The 18,525-nt window shown below is 71.5% G+C and carries 16 protein-coding genes and 1 tRNA gene; 2 read left to right on the top strand and 15 right to left on the bottom strand.

Annotated features, from left to right (window positions below):
* Positions 1 to 154: 154 nt before the first annotated feature.
* Entirely contained in the window at positions 155 to 871 is a 717-nt protein-coding gene (locus tag ACTVAJ_RS16390; protein WP_470389033.1) for a polysaccharide deacetylase family protein, read from the bottom strand.
* 396 nt (positions 872 to 1,267) lie between these two features.
* Between ACTVAJ_RS16390 and ACTVAJ_RS16395 the strand changes: the two genes are divergently transcribed.
* Positions 1,268 to 2,050 carry an SGNH/GDSL hydrolase family protein gene (locus ACTVAJ_RS16395; RefSeq protein ID WP_470389034.1) on the top strand — a complete coding sequence of 261 codons (783 nt, stop codon included), beginning with the start codon at positions 1,268 to 1,270 and terminating at the stop codon, positions 2,048 to 2,050.
* Positions 2,051 to 2,195: 145 nt separating this feature from the next.
* Here the strand turns inward: ACTVAJ_RS16395 and ACTVAJ_RS16400 are convergent, their stop codons facing one another.
* From ACTVAJ_RS16400 to ACTVAJ_RS16420, 5 genes are all read right to left on the bottom strand, one after another.
* Entirely contained in the window at positions 2,196 to 2,660 is a 465-nt protein-coding gene (locus ACTVAJ_RS16400; RefSeq protein WP_470389035.1) for a helix-turn-helix transcriptional regulator, read from the bottom strand.
* Between the two features lie 80 nt (positions 2,661 to 2,740).
* A complete protein-coding gene (locus ACTVAJ_RS16405) occupies positions 2,741 to 3,151 on the bottom strand; it encodes a VOC family protein (protein ID WP_470389036.1) in 411 nt (136 codons plus the stop codon).
* 118 nt (positions 3,152 to 3,269) lie between these two features.
* The gene (locus ACTVAJ_RS16410) at positions 3,270 to 3,827 is read right to left on the bottom strand and encodes a dihydrofolate reductase family protein (protein WP_470389037.1); all 558 of its coding nucleotides are present in this window, start codon (positions 3,825 to 3,827) and stop codon (positions 3,270 to 3,272) included.
* Positions 3,824 to 4,771 (bottom strand): helix-turn-helix domain-containing protein, encoded by a 948-nt coding sequence (locus ACTVAJ_RS16415; protein ID WP_470389038.1) that lies wholly within the window; start codon positions 4,769 to 4,771, stop codon positions 3,824 to 3,826. Before ACTVAJ_RS16415 ends, ACTVAJ_RS16410 begins: the two co-directional genes overlap by 4 nt.
* Positions 4,772 to 4,993: 222 nt before the next feature.
* Positions 4,994 to 6,304 (bottom strand): FAD-binding oxidoreductase, encoded by a 1,311-nt coding sequence (locus tag ACTVAJ_RS16420; protein WP_470389039.1) that lies wholly within the window; start codon positions 6,302 to 6,304, stop codon positions 4,994 to 4,996.
* 107 nt (positions 6,305 to 6,411) lie between these two features.
* Between ACTVAJ_RS16420 and ACTVAJ_RS16425 the strand changes: the two genes are divergently transcribed.
* Positions 6,412 to 7,305 (top strand): sigma-70 family RNA polymerase sigma factor, encoded by an 894-nt coding sequence (locus tag ACTVAJ_RS16425; RefSeq protein ID WP_470389040.1) that lies wholly within the window; start codon positions 6,412 to 6,414, stop codon positions 7,303 to 7,305.
* Between the two features lie 49 nt (positions 7,306 to 7,354).
* Here the strand turns inward: ACTVAJ_RS16425 and ACTVAJ_RS16430 are convergent, their stop codons facing one another.
* The 9 genes from ACTVAJ_RS16430 to dnaN all read right to left on the bottom strand — a co-directional run bounded on the left by ACTVAJ_RS16430 (position 7,355) and on the right by dnaN (position 18,318).
* Positions 7,355 to 7,978: a glyoxalase gene (locus ACTVAJ_RS16430; RefSeq protein WP_470389041.1), complete on the bottom strand. Its 624-nt coding sequence runs from the start codon at positions 7,976 to 7,978 to the stop codon at positions 7,355 to 7,357.
* A gap of 150 nt (positions 7,979 to 8,128) precedes the next feature.
* Positions 8,129 to 8,202 (bottom strand) — tRNA-Ile (locus ACTVAJ_RS16435).
* 195 nt (positions 8,203 to 8,397) lie between these two features.
* Positions 8,398 to 9,201, bottom strand: coding sequence for a DUF3566 domain-containing protein (locus ACTVAJ_RS16440; protein WP_470389042.1), 804 nt, complete (start codon positions 9,199 to 9,201; stop codon positions 8,398 to 8,400).
* A gap of 110 nt (positions 9,202 to 9,311) precedes the next feature.
* Positions 9,312 to 11,894: a DNA gyrase subunit A gene (gyrA, locus tag ACTVAJ_RS16445; RefSeq protein WP_470389043.1), complete on the bottom strand. Its 2,583-nt coding sequence runs from the start codon at positions 11,892 to 11,894 to the stop codon at positions 9,312 to 9,314.
* Positions 11,895 to 11,982: 88 nt separating this feature from the next.
* Positions 11,983 to 13,920: a DNA topoisomerase (ATP-hydrolyzing) subunit B gene (gene gyrB / locus ACTVAJ_RS16450; RefSeq protein ID WP_470389044.1), complete on the bottom strand. Its 1,938-nt coding sequence runs from the start codon at positions 13,918 to 13,920 to the stop codon at positions 11,983 to 11,985.
* 485 nt (positions 13,921 to 14,405) lie between these two features.
* Positions 14,406 to 14,912 (bottom strand): DciA family protein, encoded by a 507-nt coding sequence (locus ACTVAJ_RS16455; protein WP_470389045.1) that lies wholly within the window; start codon positions 14,910 to 14,912, stop codon positions 14,406 to 14,408.
* Between the two features lie 16 nt (positions 14,913 to 14,928).
* The gene (recF, locus tag ACTVAJ_RS16460) at positions 14,929 to 16,062 is read right to left on the bottom strand and encodes a DNA replication/repair protein RecF (protein ID WP_470389046.1); all 1,134 of its coding nucleotides are present in this window, start codon (positions 16,060 to 16,062) and stop codon (positions 14,929 to 14,931) included.
* A gap of 105 nt (positions 16,063 to 16,167) precedes the next feature.
* Positions 16,168 to 17,073: a phosphogluconate dehydrogenase (NAD(+)-dependent, decarboxylating) gene (gene gnd / locus ACTVAJ_RS16465; protein ID WP_470389047.1), complete on the bottom strand. Its 906-nt coding sequence runs from the start codon at positions 17,071 to 17,073 to the stop codon at positions 16,168 to 16,170.
* A gap of 105 nt (positions 17,074 to 17,178) precedes the next feature.
* On the bottom strand, positions 17,179 to 18,318 hold the full coding sequence (dnaN, locus tag ACTVAJ_RS16470) for a DNA polymerase III subunit beta (RefSeq protein WP_470389048.1): 1,140 nt from the start codon (positions 18,316 to 18,318) through the stop codon (positions 17,179 to 17,181).
* Between the last annotated feature and the right edge of the window lie 207 nt (positions 18,319 to 18,525).

The following is an 18,525-nucleotide window of genomic DNA, read 5'->3' on the forward strand; positions in this document are numbered from 1 at the left end:
CATCCCGGCTACGACCTTCGGAGGAGGCGGAGCCCCCGTTCGGCGGACATGTCGCCTTGTCGACCCGTCGCCGAAGCGACGTCTCGACATCCCGCGCCGCGGCGGCGCCCGCGTCCGCGCCCCGGGTACGGACACGGGCGCTCCCGGCGGGGTCCTACCAGCCCCAGGCGGGCCGGGTGAAGCGCCAGCCCTGGGACTGCAGCTCCGGAACGAACAGGTCCACGGCGGCGACGGTCTGGCTCCGGTCGCCGCCGCCGTCGTGCAGGAGGACCACCGAGGTCGGCGTGACGGCCGCCCGGAGCCGGTCGACCAGCACGCCGGTGCCGGGGGTGGACCAGTCCATGACGTCCACCCGCCAGCCCAAAGGCCGCATACCCAGCTCGGCCGCCACCTCGGGCGACCGCCCCCAGGCGCCGAAAGGAGCGCGGAAGTAGCGGATGCGGGCGTTCGGCGCCGCCGCGTGGATCGCGGCGTTGGTGGCCAGCAGCTCGTCGCGGACCCGTTCGGGGGACCAATCGCTGACGTCGGCGTGGCTCATCGTGTGGTTGCAGAGCGTGTGGCCCCCGTCCACGATCTCGCGGACGAGTTCCGGGTACCGCAGCGCCTGGTCGCCCAGCACGCAGAACACGGCCCTGACGCCGTGTTCGTCCAGGACGTCGAGCAGTCGGGGGGTGTGGTCCGGGTGGGGTCCGTCGTCGAAGGTGAGGGCGAGGGCCCTGCCGTCCCTCTGGGTCGAGTCGACGATCTCCGGGCTGACCGCCCCGGCGGAGCGCGCGTACGCCGGTCCCCCGGCGCACAGGACGAGTCCGACGGAGAACAGGGCCGCCAGGAGGCGGGCCGCTGCCGGGGGGTGTCCGATCCTCTTCGTCACACAGGCCTCCTCAGCCGTGCTGCACGCGGATTTTTCAGAAAACTTTGTTAACAATTACCGCGAGGAACATAGGCGGATCCCGGATCCGGTGTCAACGGCAGCGGGCACCCGGGGAGGAGGAGACGGTGCGACACGGCGGGCCGCACCGGACGCGCGACACCGAACGGCACGCGGGCGGAACACCGGAAGGGGAGCGGTGTCCGCACCCGCCGACCCCGGAGCGGATGACACCCGCGTGTCGATGTACTGACCAGTAAGTAACTTCTATCCCGTCGGCCATGGTGACGCGGAGCACACGGATCTATCTTCTCTGGAGTGATGGACCCCCCATCGCACCCATCCCCCTCACCCTTCACACCCCCACGCACGCACGCCGTGCGGTGAAAGGCCCCGCTGATGATCCGTCGCTCCTGTTACGTACTGCTCTGCACCCTCCTGCTGCTCGTCTGCGCCCCCCTCGCCGCGAACGCCGAGTCCAACGTCCACTACGTCGCCCTCGGGGACTCCTACTCCTCGGGCACGGGCGCGGGATCCTACGACCTCTCGTACTACTGCCAGCGGTCCTCCCGGGCCTACCCCGCGCTCTGGGCCGAGCGGAACGCCGTCCAGTCCTTCAGCTTCGACGCCTGCAGCGGCGCGACGTCCGCGAGCGTGCGCAGTGACCAGCTCGGCTCCCTGTCCTCCCAGACCACCCTGGTCAGCGTCACCAGCGGAGGAAACGACGCCGGATTCGTCGACGTCGTTCTGGCCTGCAGGACCGGAACGGACCAGGACTGCTTCTCCGCCCTGGACGACGCCGAGCTGTACATCGCCCAGAACCTGCCCGGCGAGCTGGACCTGCTCTACACGGACATCCGCGCGGGAGCCCCGTCGGCGTACGTGGTGGTGCTGGGCTACCCCCGCCTGTACGAGACGACGAGCTGCTTCGGCGCGATCAGCGTCGAGCGCCGGGAACGCATCAACGCCACCGCCGACACCCTCAACGCGGCGATCAGCGACAGGGCGAGCGCCCACGGGTTCGCCTTCGCCGACGTGAGCCCCGCCTTCGAGGGCAGGCGCATCTGCGCCCCCTCGCCCTGGATCCACGGTCCCACCTGGCCGCTGACCAGCTCCTACCACCCGAACGGCAGCGGTCACGACTCCGGTTACCTGCCCGTTCTGACCGGAGCCGTCGGCTAGGGACGACGCAGGACACACGGCGTCCCCACCGGTCCCGACCCGTCCGCGGGACCCGGCACCGGTGAGGACGTGCTCCGGCCTACGGGCGCCGGAACACCCGACAGGTCCCCGCGGCGTCCGTCGGGCCCGACGGACGCCGCGGCGGTCACGCCGGTTGCGCGCTCCGGGCCCGCCCCTCCCGGCTCCTGACCGGTCTGGTCACCTGTTTGGCCACGCACGGCGGCATCTGCGCCTCGGCACCCGACACCCGCCCGCGGTAGGCGCTGGGCGACATGCCGACCAGTTCGGTGAAGCGCGTGCTGAACGTGCCCAGCGACGAGCAGCCCACCGCGAAGCAGACCTCGGTGACGCTGAGGGTGCCCCGCCGCAGCAACGCCTTCGCCCGCTCGACGCGCCTGGTCATGAGGTACGCGTACGGTGACTCGCCGTAGGCCAGGCGGAACTGGCGGCTGAGGTGCCCGGCGGACATGTGCGCGCCGCGCGCGAGCTCCTCGACGTTCAGCGGCTGCGCGTACTCGCGGTCGATCCGGTCGCGGACGCGGCGCAGCCGCGCGAGGTCGCCCAGACGCTGCGCCTCCGCGCGTGCGCGTCCCCACGAGGGGTGACACATGGAAGAACTCCTTCTCGTCGTGGTGGGAGGTGTGCCCGGGCCGCCCTGGCCAGAGCGCGCCGCGGGAGGGAGCGTGCGGCTCAGCGCACCTCCTGGACGCGGACCAGGTTGCCCGCCGGATCGCGGAAGGCGCAGTCGCGGACTCCGTACGGCTGCTCGGTCGGCTCCTGGACGACCTCCGCGTCGCGGGCCTGCACCTTCTCGAAGGTGCCGTCGAGGTCCGGGGTGGCCAACAGGATCCAGCCGTAGGTGCCCTTGGCCATCATCTCGGCGATGGTGCGGCGCTCGTCCTCGGTGATGCCGGGGTCGGCCGCCGGAGGCGCCAGGAGGATGGACGTACCGGGCTGACCGGCGGGCCCCACGGTGACCCAGCGCATCCTGCCCTGTCCGACGTCGTTGCGGACCTCGAAGCCGAGGACGTCGCGGTAGAAGGCCAGGGACGCGTCCGGGTCGTCGTGCGGAAGAACGGTCGTGTGAATGGTGATGTCCATGGCGATCAGCCTAGGGATCCCACCCTGACCTGTGCTTCTCGATTCCTGACCGTGTTCCCGAGCGCCCCGCCCCCGCCCTCGCCCCACGCGCCCCCGGTGGTGGCCCCGCACCCCGGCCTCAGCCGCGGACGACCTCGTACCGCAGGCAGGCGAAGGGCCCCTTGAGCCCGGCCTCCAGGGCGCGCAGCCGCACCCGCCCGTCCAGCAGGGGGGCACCGCCGCCCAGGCTGACCGGGGCGACGGACACGACGACCTCGTCGAGCAGGCCCAGCCGGGCCAGGTCGGCGGCCAGTCGGCCGCCGCCGACCACCCACACGTCGCGCCCGTCCGCGGCCTCGGCCATCTCCTGGTGCAGGTTCCGCAGCTCCTGGTCGGTGTCGGCGCTGGCGAAGCGCAGGTCCCCCTCGACCCGGGGAAGGTCGCGGTGGGTGAGGACCCAGCTGGGCGCCTGGTAGGGCCAGGGCTCGCCGTCCGTGTGCTCCCGGACCCACTCGTAGGTGGTCGCCCCCATCACGATCGCGCCCGCGTTGTCGATGAAGTCCTCGGTGTCGCTGAGGGCCTCGCCGCCCTCCGCTCCCGCCTCGGCCCCCTCGACCGAGAACAGCCACTCCAGGGAGTTGTCCCGGTCGGCGATGAACCCGTCGAGACTGGTGGCGGTGTTGTAGACGGTCCTCACGGTGTGTCCCCTCGTCGTTCGTTGCGGTGGTGCAGCCATTCCAGCGGGTCGCCGTGGTCGACCTCGGCCCCGGCCGACCGCAGCATGTGCCGGACGGCCTGCCTGCGGTGCGCCGAGTACGTCAGGACGTGCGCCACGACCCCGCCGAGCACGAAGCTCTCCGGCGGATCGCACAGGGCGTCGACGAGCCGGTCGCCCCAGGCGTCCCGGCGGCCGATACCGTCCACGACCGCGATCCAGCGCGCGCCCGCCTCCTCGTGACGGGAGCGCAGCGACCCCGGGTCGTCGGCCCCCCGTTCGGGGAAGTCCGAGCCCTCGATCGAGGCGAGCCAGACCTCCTTGGTCCGCACCAGGTGCTCCAGGGTGGCGGCCACGGACTCCTCCGGGCCGTCCCAGGACAGGACGGTGCGTCCGGGGGCCCAGACCCTCCGGTAGTCCGCCTCGGGCAGGTCCGCGGCCAGGCGGATGAGGAACGCCGTGTCGTCCACGTCGTGGTGGATCTGCAGGGCGGTCAGGTCCATGGCCGGTCGCCTCCTCGGGTTCCCCTCCACCCACAGGTGGAGCGGCGGGTGGAAGTGGATGCCGTTCGGCGAGGGCAGCCACCGCCCGCTCCCCGCGGTGGTGGCGCTGGGCGGGTGGCCGAAGGCCCGCGCGAAGGCGCGCGTGAACCCCTCCACCGACCCGTATCCGGCGGTGAAGGCGGCGTCGGTGACGCTGGTGCCCTGGCCGATCTGCCAGGCGGCCCGCTCCAGCAGGACCCGGCGGCGCAGTGCCACCGGTGACTCCCCGGTGTCCCGGGCGAGCCTCCGGCTGAAGTGGAACGGCGAGGAGTGGGCGCGGTCCGCCATGTCCGACAGACGCGTGCTGTCCTCGTCCAGGACCGCGTCGAGGAGTTCGCGCAGACGGTCGCGCCCGGAGGGCGGTTCGCCGGTGGGAACGGTCATGCGACCAGTATGTTCGCGCGGTACCCGTCGCCGCTTGACCGATCTTGCCCTGTGGCGGCGGGCGGGGGCGGCCGCGGTGGGGGAGGCCCCCGTCCGGTGGACCTGTCCCCTTGTCGACTCGTCGTCGGATCGACTCATCGACCTCGGGAGGCGCCTCCCGTTCCTCACCGGCGCGGGAGGCGGACGGGTGTGCGCGCCGGCAACCCGCCGGTGCCGCCGGATTCAGCCCAGCACGGGGTGGTTGCTCCGGATCACCCCGTGCGGGTCGCGGCGCCGCTTGACCCCGCGCAGGCGCTCCAGCGCGTCGGGGGCGAACGCGGACGCCGCCGACCCGCCCGCCCCCAGCAGTGTGAAGGGCGTGCGCCCGCTCACGTACGGCGCGAGCGCCGCGGCGAACTCCTCCTGGCGGGCGCGGACACCCGCCTCGGCCCCGGGGGAGCCGGGGACACCGAACATGTACAGCGCGTACGGCTCCGCCATCGGCCCCTGCGGGCTGTCCGAGGGGTCGGCCAGCGCCCCGCCCAGATGCCGGATCTGGGCGAGCAGCAGTGGCGCGACGGGGGTGTCCAGCAACACCTTGGCGACCCGGTCGTCCAGGTCGGTGAGCAGTTCGGACCGGGAGACGCCCGGTGCGGGATCCAGCGGATCGGAGGTGATCGTGCCCAGATCGGCGGGGGAGAGCGTCCCGCGCGAGTCGGACAGCGGGGCACCGGCCCCCTCCAGGGGCCGCAGCAGCTCCTCGGCCTCGGCCGCGCCGCCCAGGTGGGCGACGTCGACCACGGCCACCGCCTCGCCCCCGGGCACCTGGAGCCGGGTGAACCACGCGCTGAGCTCCCGCGGAGCCGTCGCGGTGACCCGCCGGTAGGCGTCCAGGACCTCCCCGGCCAGGTGACCGGGCCACACCATCCGACCGCCGTGGAGCGCGGGAGCCGGATGCAGGTCGAACTCCACGGCGGTCACCAAGGCGTAGTCACCGCCACCGCCGCGCAGCGCCCAGAACAGGTCGGGGTCGGACTGGGCCGTGACCCGGCCGCGGGCGCCCTCGGCGTCCACCACCTCGAACGCGGTGACGCTGTCGGACGCCCAGCCGAAGCGGCGGCCGAACCAGCTGACGCCACCGCCCAGGGTGTAGCCGACCACGCTCACGCCCGGGGAGCTGCCCGCCATTCCGGTCAGCCCGTGCGGCCCGGCCGCGGCCTGCACCCGGCCCCAGGTCGCACCCGCCCCCACCCGGGCGGTGCGGCGGGACGGGTCCACCGCCACCTCGTCCAGGGCACCCGTGCGCAGCAGGATCACCCCGTCCGCGTTGCCCGAGGCGCCGTGCCCGCTGGGCTGGGCCGACACCGCGAACCCGGCGGCCCGGGCGAAGCGGACCACCGCGGCCACGTCATCGGCGTCGACAGCCTCCACCACGGCGGCGACCGGCTGGCGCACCGCCAGGTTCCACGGAGTACGGGCCGCGTCGAAGCCCTCGTCCCCGGCCATGAGGACGCGGCCGCGGACGGTGGTGCGAAGATTGTTCGGGGTTGTCACGTGCAAGCTCCTCGGATGGTGCGCGCCTGGGTGTGAGCGGGGCCGGTCACGACGGCTCCGTTCGGTTCGTCACCCCATTGACGGATCGCGAGGGAAAGGTGTGACGGGTGGACACGAAGGAATCTCTGGCGACGCGGTTCGAGGAACAGCGGGGGCGCCTGCGCTCGGTCGCCTACCGGATGCTGGGCTCACTCGCCGAGGCCGACGACGCCGTCCAGGAGACGTGGATCCGGCTGGGCCGCACCGACGCGGAGGAGATCGACAACCTGCCCGGCTGGCTGACCACGGTGGTGGGCCGGGTGTGTCTGGACATGCTGCGCTCACGCACCTCGCGCCGGGAGGAGCCGGTGGGTGCCCACGTCCCGGACCCGGTCGTCACCCCCGCCGAACGGTCGGGGCCCGAGCACGAAGCCCTCATGGCCGACTCGGTGGGCCTGGCCCTCCTCGTCGTCCTGGACACGCTGCCGCCCGCCGAACGTCTGGCGTTCGTGCTGCACGACATGTTCGCCGTGCCCTTCACCGAGATCGCCCCGATCGTCGACCGCACCCCCGCCGCCGCGCGGCAACTGGCCAGCCGCGCCCGCCGCCGGGTCCGGGGGGTCGCGCCGAGCCCGGACCCCGACCCGGTCCGGCAGCGGCGGGTGGTCGACGCCTTCCTCTCCGCCGCGCGCGGCGGCGACTTCGAGGCCCTCCTGCGGGTCCTGGACCCGCGGGTGGTGACCACCGCGGACTGGGGCACGCTGCGTCCGGCCACCGTGGAACACGGCGCCGAGGCCGTGGCCCGGTCGGCGATCAGCTACGCGCGTCCCGCCGAGTTCGTCCTGCCCGCCCTGGTCAACGGGGGTGCCGGGGTCGTCGTGCTCAACGACGCGGGCCGTCCGTTCTCCGTCATGGGCTTCACCGTGGTGGACGGTCTGGTCGCGCGGATCGACGTCCTGGCCGACCCCGTACGCCTGGCCCGGATCGACCTGACGGTCCTGGAGGGGGGAGGCCGGGGCTGAACGGCGGCCCCGGCCCGGGGCGGCGGGGCTTGGTGGCCCGCCGGTCGGTTCACCGGGGTGCGGCCGCCGCGGCGGTCTCCCACGCGAACCCGTCCGGGTCGGTGAAGGGCGCGTCGGCGCCGCCGATCGTGCACCGGTGCGACCCGGTGCCCTCGACCGGGACCCCGAGCTCCTTGGCCAGGGCCCGGCGCCGGTACAGCGCCAACGTGACCGCACCCGGGCCCGGGGCGAACTCGACGTAGGCGCGGCCGAAACTCCTCGCCACCTCCAGGCCCCGGTCGACGTAGAACCGCTTGCTCGCGCTCATGTCCGCGACGCCCAGCAGGAGCACGAAGTCGTCGATCTTCCTGGTGGCGGGCCCGGTGTCCTTCTTCGCCGAGGTCGCGACCTTCCAGATCGCCCCGTCCGGCGCCTGGACGACACCGCCGTAGCCCCAGAGCGACTTCACGGCGGGCTTCAGCGTCGTGGCCCCGGCCCCCACGGCCGCGTCGACGAAGGCGTCGACGTCGGCCGGCTGGGACACGGTGAGCGCCAGGGTGAACCCGCGGAATCCGGAGCTGGGTTCCTGCGCGGTCCGGAGGCGGATCCGGGTGTCCACACCGAAGGCGCGGTAGAAGTCGTGGGCGGCCGCGGTGTCGGCCACGTCGAGGGTGACGAACTCAGTCGAAGTCATGGCTCTGACGCTAGTTCCGGCCCCGTGACCGGCGCTTCTCGATTCCTGACCGGTCGCGGACGCCGTGGCGGGTCCGTCCGAACGGTGATCGCCGTACCTTGCCGCCGCACGCAAAAGACCCACCGGAGAACCGGTGGGTCTTTTCTTCGGTGGGCGTACCAGGACTTGAACCTGGGGCCTCATCCTTATCAGGGATGCGCTCTAACCGACTGAGCTATACGCCCTCGTTCCTCGAGGAACTCTACCGCATCCCGGTGCGCGGGGCGAACCGGACGGTGACGCGGAAGCGGGAGGGACACGGGCGACCGCGTCCCTCTTCACCTCCCATTTTACCGGGTTTCCCAAGTGCTCGGACCGGTGCGTGCCCCGGGCGCGGAAAGGCCCCGGGCGCAGCGCCCGGGGCCGGATCCGCCGAAGCCCTACTCGGCCTCGGTCAGCGTGACGTCCACGCCCCCGACCAGGTCGGCGACCAGGTTGTACACCATCGCGCCCACCGTGGACAGGGCGGTGATCAGCACGATGTTCAGTGCCCCGATCACACCCGTGTAGCCCAGGACGCGGCCCGGGGAGAACCACGCGGCCGGGTCCAGGCCGAGTTCGCCCTCACCGCCGCCGTCGTTGCCCTCCAGGAGGGCCTCCATCATGCTGGTGACCTCGTCGAAGACGCCGAGCATGGACAGGGTCGCGTAGATCACCCCGACCGCGACGAACAGGATGATGAAGCACACCAGGGACACGACGAAGCTGAACTTCATCACCGACCACGGCTCCACGCGGGAGACCGTCAGGTGCGCCTTGCGGCTCGACATCGTCGCCTTCACGGCACCCGGCCCCTCGGGGGCCGTGGCCTTGGAATCGGTCACTGGCGTCTCTCCCGCCTCCGCGCGGTCCGCCACGGAACCCTCGTCGGAGTCCTGATCCGCGGCCGCGAAGGTCGGGGCCGACCGCTCGGACGCCGCCGAACCGGCGTCGTCGGTGCCCTCCGTTCCGGCGCTCTCCGTTGCGGAGACCTTCTCACCGGAGGCCTTCTCCGGGTCCTCCTCGGCGTCCCCGCCCGCCTCGGACTCCCCGTCCTCGGTGGTGGTCGCCTCGGTGGTCTCCGTGTCCGTCGGCTCCGACCCGGTCGCCTCGACCGTGTCCTTCTCCGCTGCCTCGTCTTCGGCGGTCACCGCCGTGTCCGCTTCGGATTCGTTCGTGGGGGTGTTCCGCTGGTTGTCAGACATAGAAACGTTACCGCTGGACTTTCGTTGAGACGGGTGAATGCCGCGAAGAACAGGGTCCCGTGGGGTTCACGGACGGAACCCCACGGGATCAAAAGGACCTAACGCGCAGTCTAGGCTTCGGGGTTTCCCTCCCCGGTCACCGCGCCCTCGGCCGTGTCGTCGGACCCGTCCTCGCCGGCGTCCTCACCGGCCTCGGCGTTGCGCGCCACGGCCACGATCTTGTTGCCCTTGTCGAGGTTCATCAGGCGCACGCCCATGGTGGTGCGGCCGGACTGCTTGACCTCGGCGGCCCCGGTGCGGATCACCCCGCCCGCGGACGTGATCGCGAAGATCTCGTCCACCTCGGGGTCCACCATCATCGCCCCGACCAGCTTGCCGCGGGCCTCCACGACCTTGGCCGTCAGAACGCCCTTGCCGCCCCGGTTCTGTACGGGGTACTGGTCGGCCGGGGTGCGCTTGGCGTAGCCGTTCTCCGTGGCCACCAGGACGTCGGAGGACCCGTCTCCGGGGCGGATGACGTCCATGCTCAGGAGGTAGTCGCCCGCCATGAAGCGCATGCCGATCACACCGCTGGTCGCGCGGCCCATCGGCCGCAGCGACTCGTCGGAGGCCGAGAACCGGATCGCCTGGGCGTCGCTGGAGATCAGCAGCAGGTCGTCGTCGGGGAAGACCAGGCGCGCGGCGATCAGCTCGTCGTCCTCGCGCAGGTTGATCGCGATGATCCCCGCCGCCCGGGCCGAGTCGAAGTCCGCCAGGCGCGACTTCTTCACCAGGCCCTCACGGGTGGCGAGCACCAGGTACGGGGCGGCCTCGTAGTCGCGCAGAGCCATGATCTGCGCGATCTCCTCACCCGGTTGGAACGGCAGCAGGTTCGCCACGTGCTGACCGCGCGCGTCCCTGGCGGCCTCCGGCAGCTCGTAGGCCTTCGTCCGGTACACCCGGCCCTGGTTGGTGAAGCACAGGATCCAGTGGTGGGTGGTGGTGACGAAGAAGTGCTGGACGATGTCGTCCTGCTTGAGCTGGGCGCCGCGCACGCCCTTGCCGCCGCGCTTCTGGGCCCGGTAGTTGTCGATCCGCGTGCGCTTGGCGTACCCGCCGCGGGAGATCGTGACGACCACGTCCTCCTCGGCGATGAAGTCCTCCATCCGCATGTCACCCTCGAACGGGATGATGTGCGTGCGCCGCTCGTCGCCGTACTTCTCGACGATCTCGGCGAGCTCCTCGCGGACGATGGACCGCTGGCGCGGGTCCGAGGTGAGGATGTCGTTGTAGTCCGCGATCTGCGCCATCAGCTCGTCGTACTCCGAGGTGAGCTGGTTGCGCTCCAGCGCGGCCAGCTTGCGCAGCTGCATGTCCAGGATGGCGCGGGCCTGGATGTCGTCGATCTCCAGCAGGCCCATGAGACCCGTGCGCGCCTCGTCGGCGGAGGCGCTGGCGCGGATGAGGTTGATGACCTCGTCGATGCGGTCCATCGCCCGCAGCAGCGCGCGCAGGATGTGCGCCCGCTCCTCGGCCTTGCGCAGCAGATAGCGCGTCCGGCGGACGATGACCTCGATCTGGTGCTTGACCCAGTGCCGGATCATCTGGTCCAGGCGCAGGGTCCGCGGCACCCCGTCGACCAGCGCGAGCATGTTCGCGCCGAAGGTCTCCTGGAGCTGGGTGTGCTTGTAGAGGTTGTTGAGCACCACCTTGGCGACGGCGTCGCGCTTGAGGACGATGACCAGGCGCTGGCCGGTCCGGCCGCTGCTCTCGTCCCGCACGTCGGCGATACCGCTGACCTTGCCGTCCTTGACCAGGTCGGCGATCTTCAGCGCCAGGTTGTCCGGGTTGACCTGGTAGGGCAGCTCGGTGACCACCAGCGTCTGGCGCCCGCGGCTGTCCTCCTCGACCTCCACGACCGCGCGCATGGTGATGGAACCGCGCCCGGTCCGGTAGGCCTCCTCGATCCCCCGCTTGCCCACGATGAGGCCGCGCGTGGGGAAGTCCGGGCCCTTGACCCGCTCGATGAGCGCGTCCAGCAGCGCCTCGTCGTCGGTGTCCGGGTTCTCCAGGTACCAGTTGACGCCGTCGGCGACCTCGCGCAGGTTGTGCGGCGGGATGTTGGTCGCCATACCGACCGCGATCCCCGACGAACCGTTGACCAGCAGGTTCGGGAACCGGGCCGGGAGGACGACGGGCTCGGAGGAACGGCCGTCGTAGTTGGGCCGGAAGTCGACGGTCTCCTTGTCGATGTCCCGGAGCATCTCCATGGCCAGCGGCGCGAGCTTGCACTCGGTGTAGCGCATGGCGGCGGCCGGGTCGTTGCCCGGGGAGCCGAAGTTGCCGTTCGGGTCGACCAGCGGCATGCGCATCGACCACCACTGGGCCAGGCGCACCAGGGTGTCGTAGATCGCACTGTCGCCGTGCGGGTGGTAGTTGCCCATCACGTCGCCGACGACGCGGGCGCACTTGAAGAACCCGCGGTCGGGCCGGAACCCGCCGTCGTACATCGCGTAGAGCACGCGCTGGTGGACCGGCTTGAGACCGTCGCGCACGTCGGGCAGGGCGCGGCCGACGATGACCGACATCGCGTAGTCGAGGTAGCTGCGCTGCATCTCGACCTGGATGTCGACCGGCTCGATCCGATCCCTCACCGGGGCCTCAACGGCGGAGTCCGCACCCTCGGGGGAGTCCGGGTTGTTCGCATCCGTCACGGATGTCGATCCCTTCTACGAAGCTTCGTTGAGCGTGGTTCTCCCGCCCGGCCGCCGTCCGCGGGGGACGCGACCCGGGCGGTGCGGACTAGATGTCCAGGAAACGGACGTCCTTGGCGTTGCGCTGGATGAAGGAGCGCCGGGACTCGACGTCCTCGCCCATGAGCACGCTGAACATCTCGTCGGCCTGGGCCGCGTCCTCCAGGCTGACCTGGAGCAACAGCCGGCGTTCGGGGTCCATGGTGGTGTCCCACAGCTCGTTGGCGTTCATCTCGCCCAGACCCTTGAACCGCTGCACCATGTCGCGCGGTCGCGGGTCCTTCTTCCCGGCGGCGATCCCGGCCTCGATGACCCGGTCGCGCTCGGCGTCGGAGAAGGCGTACCCCGCGTCGCTGCCGCGCTGGTCCCACTTGATCTTGTACAGCGGCGGCGAGGCGAGATAGACGTTGCCCGCCTCGACCAGCGGCTTCATGAAGCGGAACAGCAGGGTGAGCAGCAGGGTGCGGATGTGCTGGCCGTCGACGTCGGCGTCGGCCATGAGGATGATCTTGTGGTACCGCAGCTTGCCGGCGTCGAAGTCCTCGTGGATGCCGGTACCCAGGGCGGTGATGATCGCCTGGACCTCGTTGTTCTTGAGGATGCGGTCGATCCGCGACTTCTCCACGTTGAGGATCTTGCCCCGGATCGGCAGGATCGCCTGGTGGTGCGGGTCGCGGCCGCCCTTGGCGGAACCGCCCGCGGAGTCGCCCTCCACGATGTAGAGCTCGCACTCCTCCGGGTTGGTCGACTGGCAGTCGGACAGCTTGCCGGGCAGGGAGGTGGACTCCAGCAGGGTCTTGCGGCGGGTGAGGTCGCGGGCCTGACGGGCCGCGACGCGGGCGCGGGCGGCCTGGCTGGCCTTGGACACGATGTCCTTGGCCTCGCCCGGGTTGCGCTCGAACCAGTCGCGCAGGTGCTCGTTGGTGACCCTCTGGACGAAGGACTTGGCCTCGGTGTTACCGAGCTTGGTCTTGGTCTGGCCCTCGAACTGCGGGTCGCCCAGCTTGACCGAGATGATCGCGGTCAGGCCCTCGCGGATGTCGTCGCCGGTGAGGTTGTCGTCCTTCTCCCTCAGCAGTTTCTGGTCCCGCGCGTACCGGTTGACCAGGGTGGTCAGCGCGGAGCGGAAACCCTCCTCGTGGGTGCCGCCCGCCGCCGTGTTGATCGTGTTGGCGAAGGTGTGCACGGACGAGGTGTAGGACTGGTTCCACTGCATGGCGATCTCGACCGAGATGCCGTCGGCGTCCTCGTCGAAGGAGATGATCGACGCGTGCGCCGGCTCCTTCTTGGCGTTGATGTGCCGGACGTAGTCGGACAGGCCCTCGTCGTAGTGGAAGGTGTTGACCGACGGGCCGCCGTCGGTGTGCTCCGGCCGCTCGTCGCGGATGGTGATGGACAGCCCCTTGTTGAGGAAGGCCATCTCCTGCATCCGGCGGGCGAGGGTCTCGAAGTTGAAGACCGTGGTCTCGAAGATGCCGCCGTCCGGCCAGAAGGTGATCTGGGTGCCGGTCTCGTCGGTCTGCTCGCCCCTGACGAGTTCACCGGTGGGCGCGGTCATCTCGTAGTGCTGCGTCCACACGTGCCCGTCCTTGCGGATCTCCACGTCCAGGGCGGTGGACAGCGCGTTGACGACGGAGACGCCCACACCGTGCAGACCGCCGGAGACCGCGTACGACTTTCCGTCGAACTTGCCGCCCGCGTGCAGCGTGGTCAACACGACCTCGACCGCCGGGCGCTTCTCCACGGGGTGGAGGTCGGTGGGGATGCCGCGGCCGTTGTCGGCCACACGCACGCCGCCGTCGGCCATCAGGGTCACCTCGATGGCGTTGGCGTGCCCCGCCAGCGCCTCGTCGACGGAGTTGTCGACCACCTCGTAGACCAGGTGGTGCAGGCCCCGCTCACCGGTGGAACCGATGTACATCCCTGGGCGCTTGCGTACTGCCTCAAGCCCCTCGAGAACCGTGATTGATCGAGCGTCGTAGGCCAAGTGGGAACACCCTCCTGCTGAGGACGCCTGCCGGCCGCGGCCGAGCGGACGACGGTCAGCCCGCCGGGTGGTGACCGAAGGGGTCGGCGTACCGCGACACCAGGGGGATCACCACATCACCGTACGGGCCGTCCGCCCACCCTCTCCTGGGGGCGTGGGACCGGCTACAGGCATCTGAAGAACCGCCTCCATGATACCCCGCGCCATGTGACAAAGGAGCATTCACGGCGCTGTGCCGCCCGACAACGAACGTTCAGGGAGGGAGCCGAGTCCCTACACGCGGGTGGGCCTCCACGCAAGTTCCGGAGCGGTTCAGTGGCCGCTGGGCGACCGCCCCCCGACCGCGTCCGGCGGGCCGCCCCCGCCCCGTCGGGTCCCCGTTCTCCGGCTCACACCGACACACCAGCACTCCGACCTGCGAAAACCTCCCGCTCTGTCCGGTCCTGCGGGGACCGGCCGGTCGGACGCGACTCCGCGAGGGGGTCTCAGCGGCGGCGGAAGCCGGGCCCACGCACCTTGATGGAGACGACGGTCCCCTCGCCGAGCTCCTCGTTCAGGCGGCGCATGAGATCACGCACCATCGATCGAGCCTGGGCTGCCATCGTCGGCGAATCGGCCACCACGACGAGCTCGCCGTCCGAATAGCTCTCCGGGCGGAGCCTCTGGGCGTTGAACTCGCCAACGATGTCCGACCATCGGCCGAACACCCCGCCGATCGCCACCTGCTCCTGCCACCCGTGCTCGATCAACCACGTCCGCACGGCGTCACCGAACAACTGGGGCTCGTTGCGTGACCGGATCCGGCCACGCTTGCGGGACCGCGGCGCTCCGCGGGGCGTCGCCCCGCGGTCCCGGGCCTCGGCCCGGGCACGGGCGAGCGCCTGCCGGGCGAGGTCTGCGCCGGAGACGGCCGGGGCGGCCGGGACGGCGGCAGGGGCCCCCTCGGGGGCGTGCGCGGCGGGGCCCGCCGCCGACCGCCGACTGCTGTCCACAGGCTGTGGACGAACGTCACTCACGCCCGACCGCCCCCTCGCCCACCGCGAACCGGACGCCGTCCAGCTCCTTGGGGATGTCGTCGGGCACCGCCGCGGTCACCAGCACCTGTTCGGCGTCGCGCACACGCTCGGCCAGCCGTCGGCGACGCTCACCGTCGAGTTCGGCGAACACGTCGTCGAGAATGAGGACCGGATCGTCCCCGTCCGCTCTGAGCAGGTCGAACGCGGCGAGTTTCAGCGACAGGGCGTAGGACCAGGACTCCCCCTGGCTCGCGTACCCCTTCGCCGGCAGGCCGCCGAGCTGGAGGTGGAGGTCGTCGCGGTGCGGACCGACGAGGCTGACCCCCCGTTGGAGTTCGCGGTCCCGCGCCCGACCGAGGGCGGACCGGAGGATGTCCACAAGCTGTGGACGGTCGGCGTCCGGCTCGCCCCCCTCGGGGTCCGCCGAGCAGCGGTAGGAGGGAACGGCCGGGCCGCCGGAGTCGGTCAGCCCCGCGTAGGCCTCCGCGATCCGCGGCCGCAGCTCCGCCACGAGCGCCAACCGCGCCGCCAACAGTTCGGCCCCGGCCTCCGCCAGGTGGGTGTCCCAGACCTCCAGGGTGCTCAGGTCCGGTTCCGAGCGCTGCCGGAACATCCGTCCGGACGCCGACTTGAGCAGGGCGTTGCGCTGCTTGAGCACCCGGTCGTAGTCGGAACGCACACCCGCCATCCGCGGCGCGCGCGCCACGAGCAGGTCGTCGAGGAAGCGTCGCCGCTCGCCGGGGTCGCCCTTGACCAGGGCCAGGTCCTCGGGGGCGAACAGGACGGTGCGCAGGATCCCCAGGACGTCGCGGGGCCGGCCGGCGGCGGACTGGTTGATCCGGGCCCGGTTGGCGCGGCCCGGGTTGAGCTCCAGGTCCACGACCATCGAGCGCTCCTCGCGCACGACCTTGGCCCGGATGATCGCCCGGGGCGCGTCCTGCCGGATGAGCGGGGTGTCCGAGGAGACCCGGTGGCTGCCGAGCGCGGCCACGTAGCCGATCGCCTCGACGAGGTTGGTCTTGCCCTGGCCGTTGGCCCCGACGAACACGCTCACGCCGGGGGACAGTTCCAGCAGTACGTCCTCGTAGGACCGGAAGTCGACCAGTTGCAGGTGGGAAACGTACATCCGGCCCTCCTCCGGGGACGGTGGCGCGGGTCAGGGGACGCGAAGGCCCCGGGACGCCGGAGGAAGTCGGTCGGCGACGGCCTCGGGCGTCCTCGGGGCGGAGCGTCAGTCCCTGGAGGGGGTGCGGGGGTCCGGGTCGGACTTGGTCACGGCGTGACCGCCGAACTGGTTGCGCAGCGCGGCCACGACCTTCATCGCCGGGCTGTCGTCCTGGCGCGAGGAGAAGCGGGCGTAGAGCGCGGCGGTGATCGCGGGCGCGGGGACGGCGTGGTCGACGGCGGCCTGGACCGTCCAGCGCCCCTCACCGGAGTCCTGGGCGTAGCCGCGCAGCTCGGAGAGGTCCGGGTCCTCCTCCAGGGCACGGCTGAGCAGGTCGAGCAGCCACGAGCGGACGACCGTGCCCTCGCGCCAGCTCTCGAAGGTGCCGGGGACGTCGTCGACGATCCCGGAGGCGGCCATGAGCTCGTAGCCCTCGGCGAAGGACTGCATCATGCCGTACTCGATGCCGTTGTGGACCATCTTGACGAAGTGGCCCGCGCCGACCGCGCCCGCGTGCACGAAACCGCCGCCCGCGTCGGGGGTGAGGGCCTCGAAGAGCGGCCGGGCGCGCTCGACGTCCACCGCCGGGCCGCCGACCATGATGCCGTAGCCGTTCTGGCGGCCCCAGACGCCGCCGCTGACGCCGACGTCGAGGTAGCCGACGCCCTTGGCGCCCAGCTGCTCGGCGCGGGCACGGTCGTCGACGTAGTGGGAGTTGCCGCCCTCGATGACGAGGTCGCCCTCCTGGAGGAGGCCGCCGAGCTCGTTGATGGTCGCGGCGGTCGGATCGCCGGAGGGGACCATCACCCACACGACGCGCGGCGCGTCGAGCCGGTCGACCAACTCGGCCAGGCTCGTCACGTCCCGCTCGTCGGAGGACACGTCGTAGCCGACGACCTCGTGGCCCTTCTCCCGGATCCGGGCGGCCATGTTGCCGCCCATCTTGCCGAGACCGATCATTCCGAGCTGCATGGCAGTGCTCCCCTTCGCCGCCTGTGGACACGTTGGCGCCGGCCGGTCCGGGCGCTGGGCGCGGACGCGGTGCGGCAGACGCAAGTCAATCGAACCGGTGCCGGATCAGCCGGACAGGCGCACCGGCATGATCAGGTAGCGGTACTCGGGGTCCGCCCCCTCCTCCGCGGGCTTGCCGGTGAGGATCGCCGGTTTGGTCGAGGTGGTGAAGTTCAGGCGCGCGGTGTCGGTGCCGATGGCGCCGAGCCCGTCGAGCAGGAAGCCGGAGTTGAACGCGATCTGGATGTCCTCGCCCTCCAGGTCGGCCTCCAGGACCTCGACGGCCTGGGCGTCCTCGCCGGTCCCGGCCTCCAGGACCAGGCGGCCGGGGCTGAAGGCCAGCCGGAGCGGGGTGTTGCGCTCAGCGACCAGGGACACGCGTTTGACGGCCTCGACGAACTCGGAGCGGCTGACCTCGGCGACGGTGTTGAAGCTGTCCGGCAGGAGCGCGCGGTACTTGGGGAACTCGCCGTCCAGGAGCCGGGACGTGGTACGGCGGCCGCCGCCCTCGAAACCGATCATGCCGTCGCCGGTCTCGCCGCTGGAGAGCGCGATCGACACCTCGGCGCCCGAGGTGAGCGACTTGGCGGTGTCGTGCAGCGTCTTGGCGGGGACGAGCGCGACGGCGGACAGCTCGGGGTTCTCCGGCTTCCAGGTCAGCTCGCGCACGGCCAGGCGGTAGCGGTCGGTGGAGGCGAGCGTGATGGTCTCGCCCTCGATCTCGACCCGCACGCCGGTGAGCATCGGCAGGGTGTCGTCGCGGCCCGCGGCGACGGCGACCTGGCTGACGGCGGCGGCGAAGGCGTCACTGCCGACGGTGCCGCTCACCCCCGGCATCTCGGGCAGGGTCGGGTAGTCCTCGACCGGCATGGTGGTCAGCGTGAACTTGGCGCTGCCACAGGTCACGACGGCCTTGGTGCCGTCGGTGGAGATCTCCACAGGCTGTGGAGGAAGGTTGCGGGTGATCTCGGCCAGGAGCTTGCCGGGGACCAGGACCGTGCCGGGCTCCTCGACCTCGACGTCGATCGCGGCCTGGGTGGAGACCTCGTAGTCGAAGCCGGACAGCCGCACCTGCTGGCGGCCGTCGAACTCACCTGCGTCGAGCAGGACGCCGACGAGCACCGGGACCGAGGGGCGCGTCGGGAGTGTGCGCGCGGTCCAGGCGACTGCGTCGGCCAGTACGTCGCGTTCGACCCGGAACTTCACTTTCCGACTCACTTTCCGCACGACCGACAGGGCCGGTCGAAGCCTCAACGTTGCAGCTCGTGGGTGGGTCGACCGAGGCTCCGACGCGGGTGGGCGACCGTCGCGGCGAGCGGGTGCGCCGGCACCACCGGGGCGGCCTCGGCTCCCATGGGACCACCGCTCCGATCGGGCGGCGGCGGACAGGGGCGAGACCACACGTTACCCGGA

This window comes from Nocardiopsis sp. KDC1DS13DA1, from assembly GCF_055632325.1.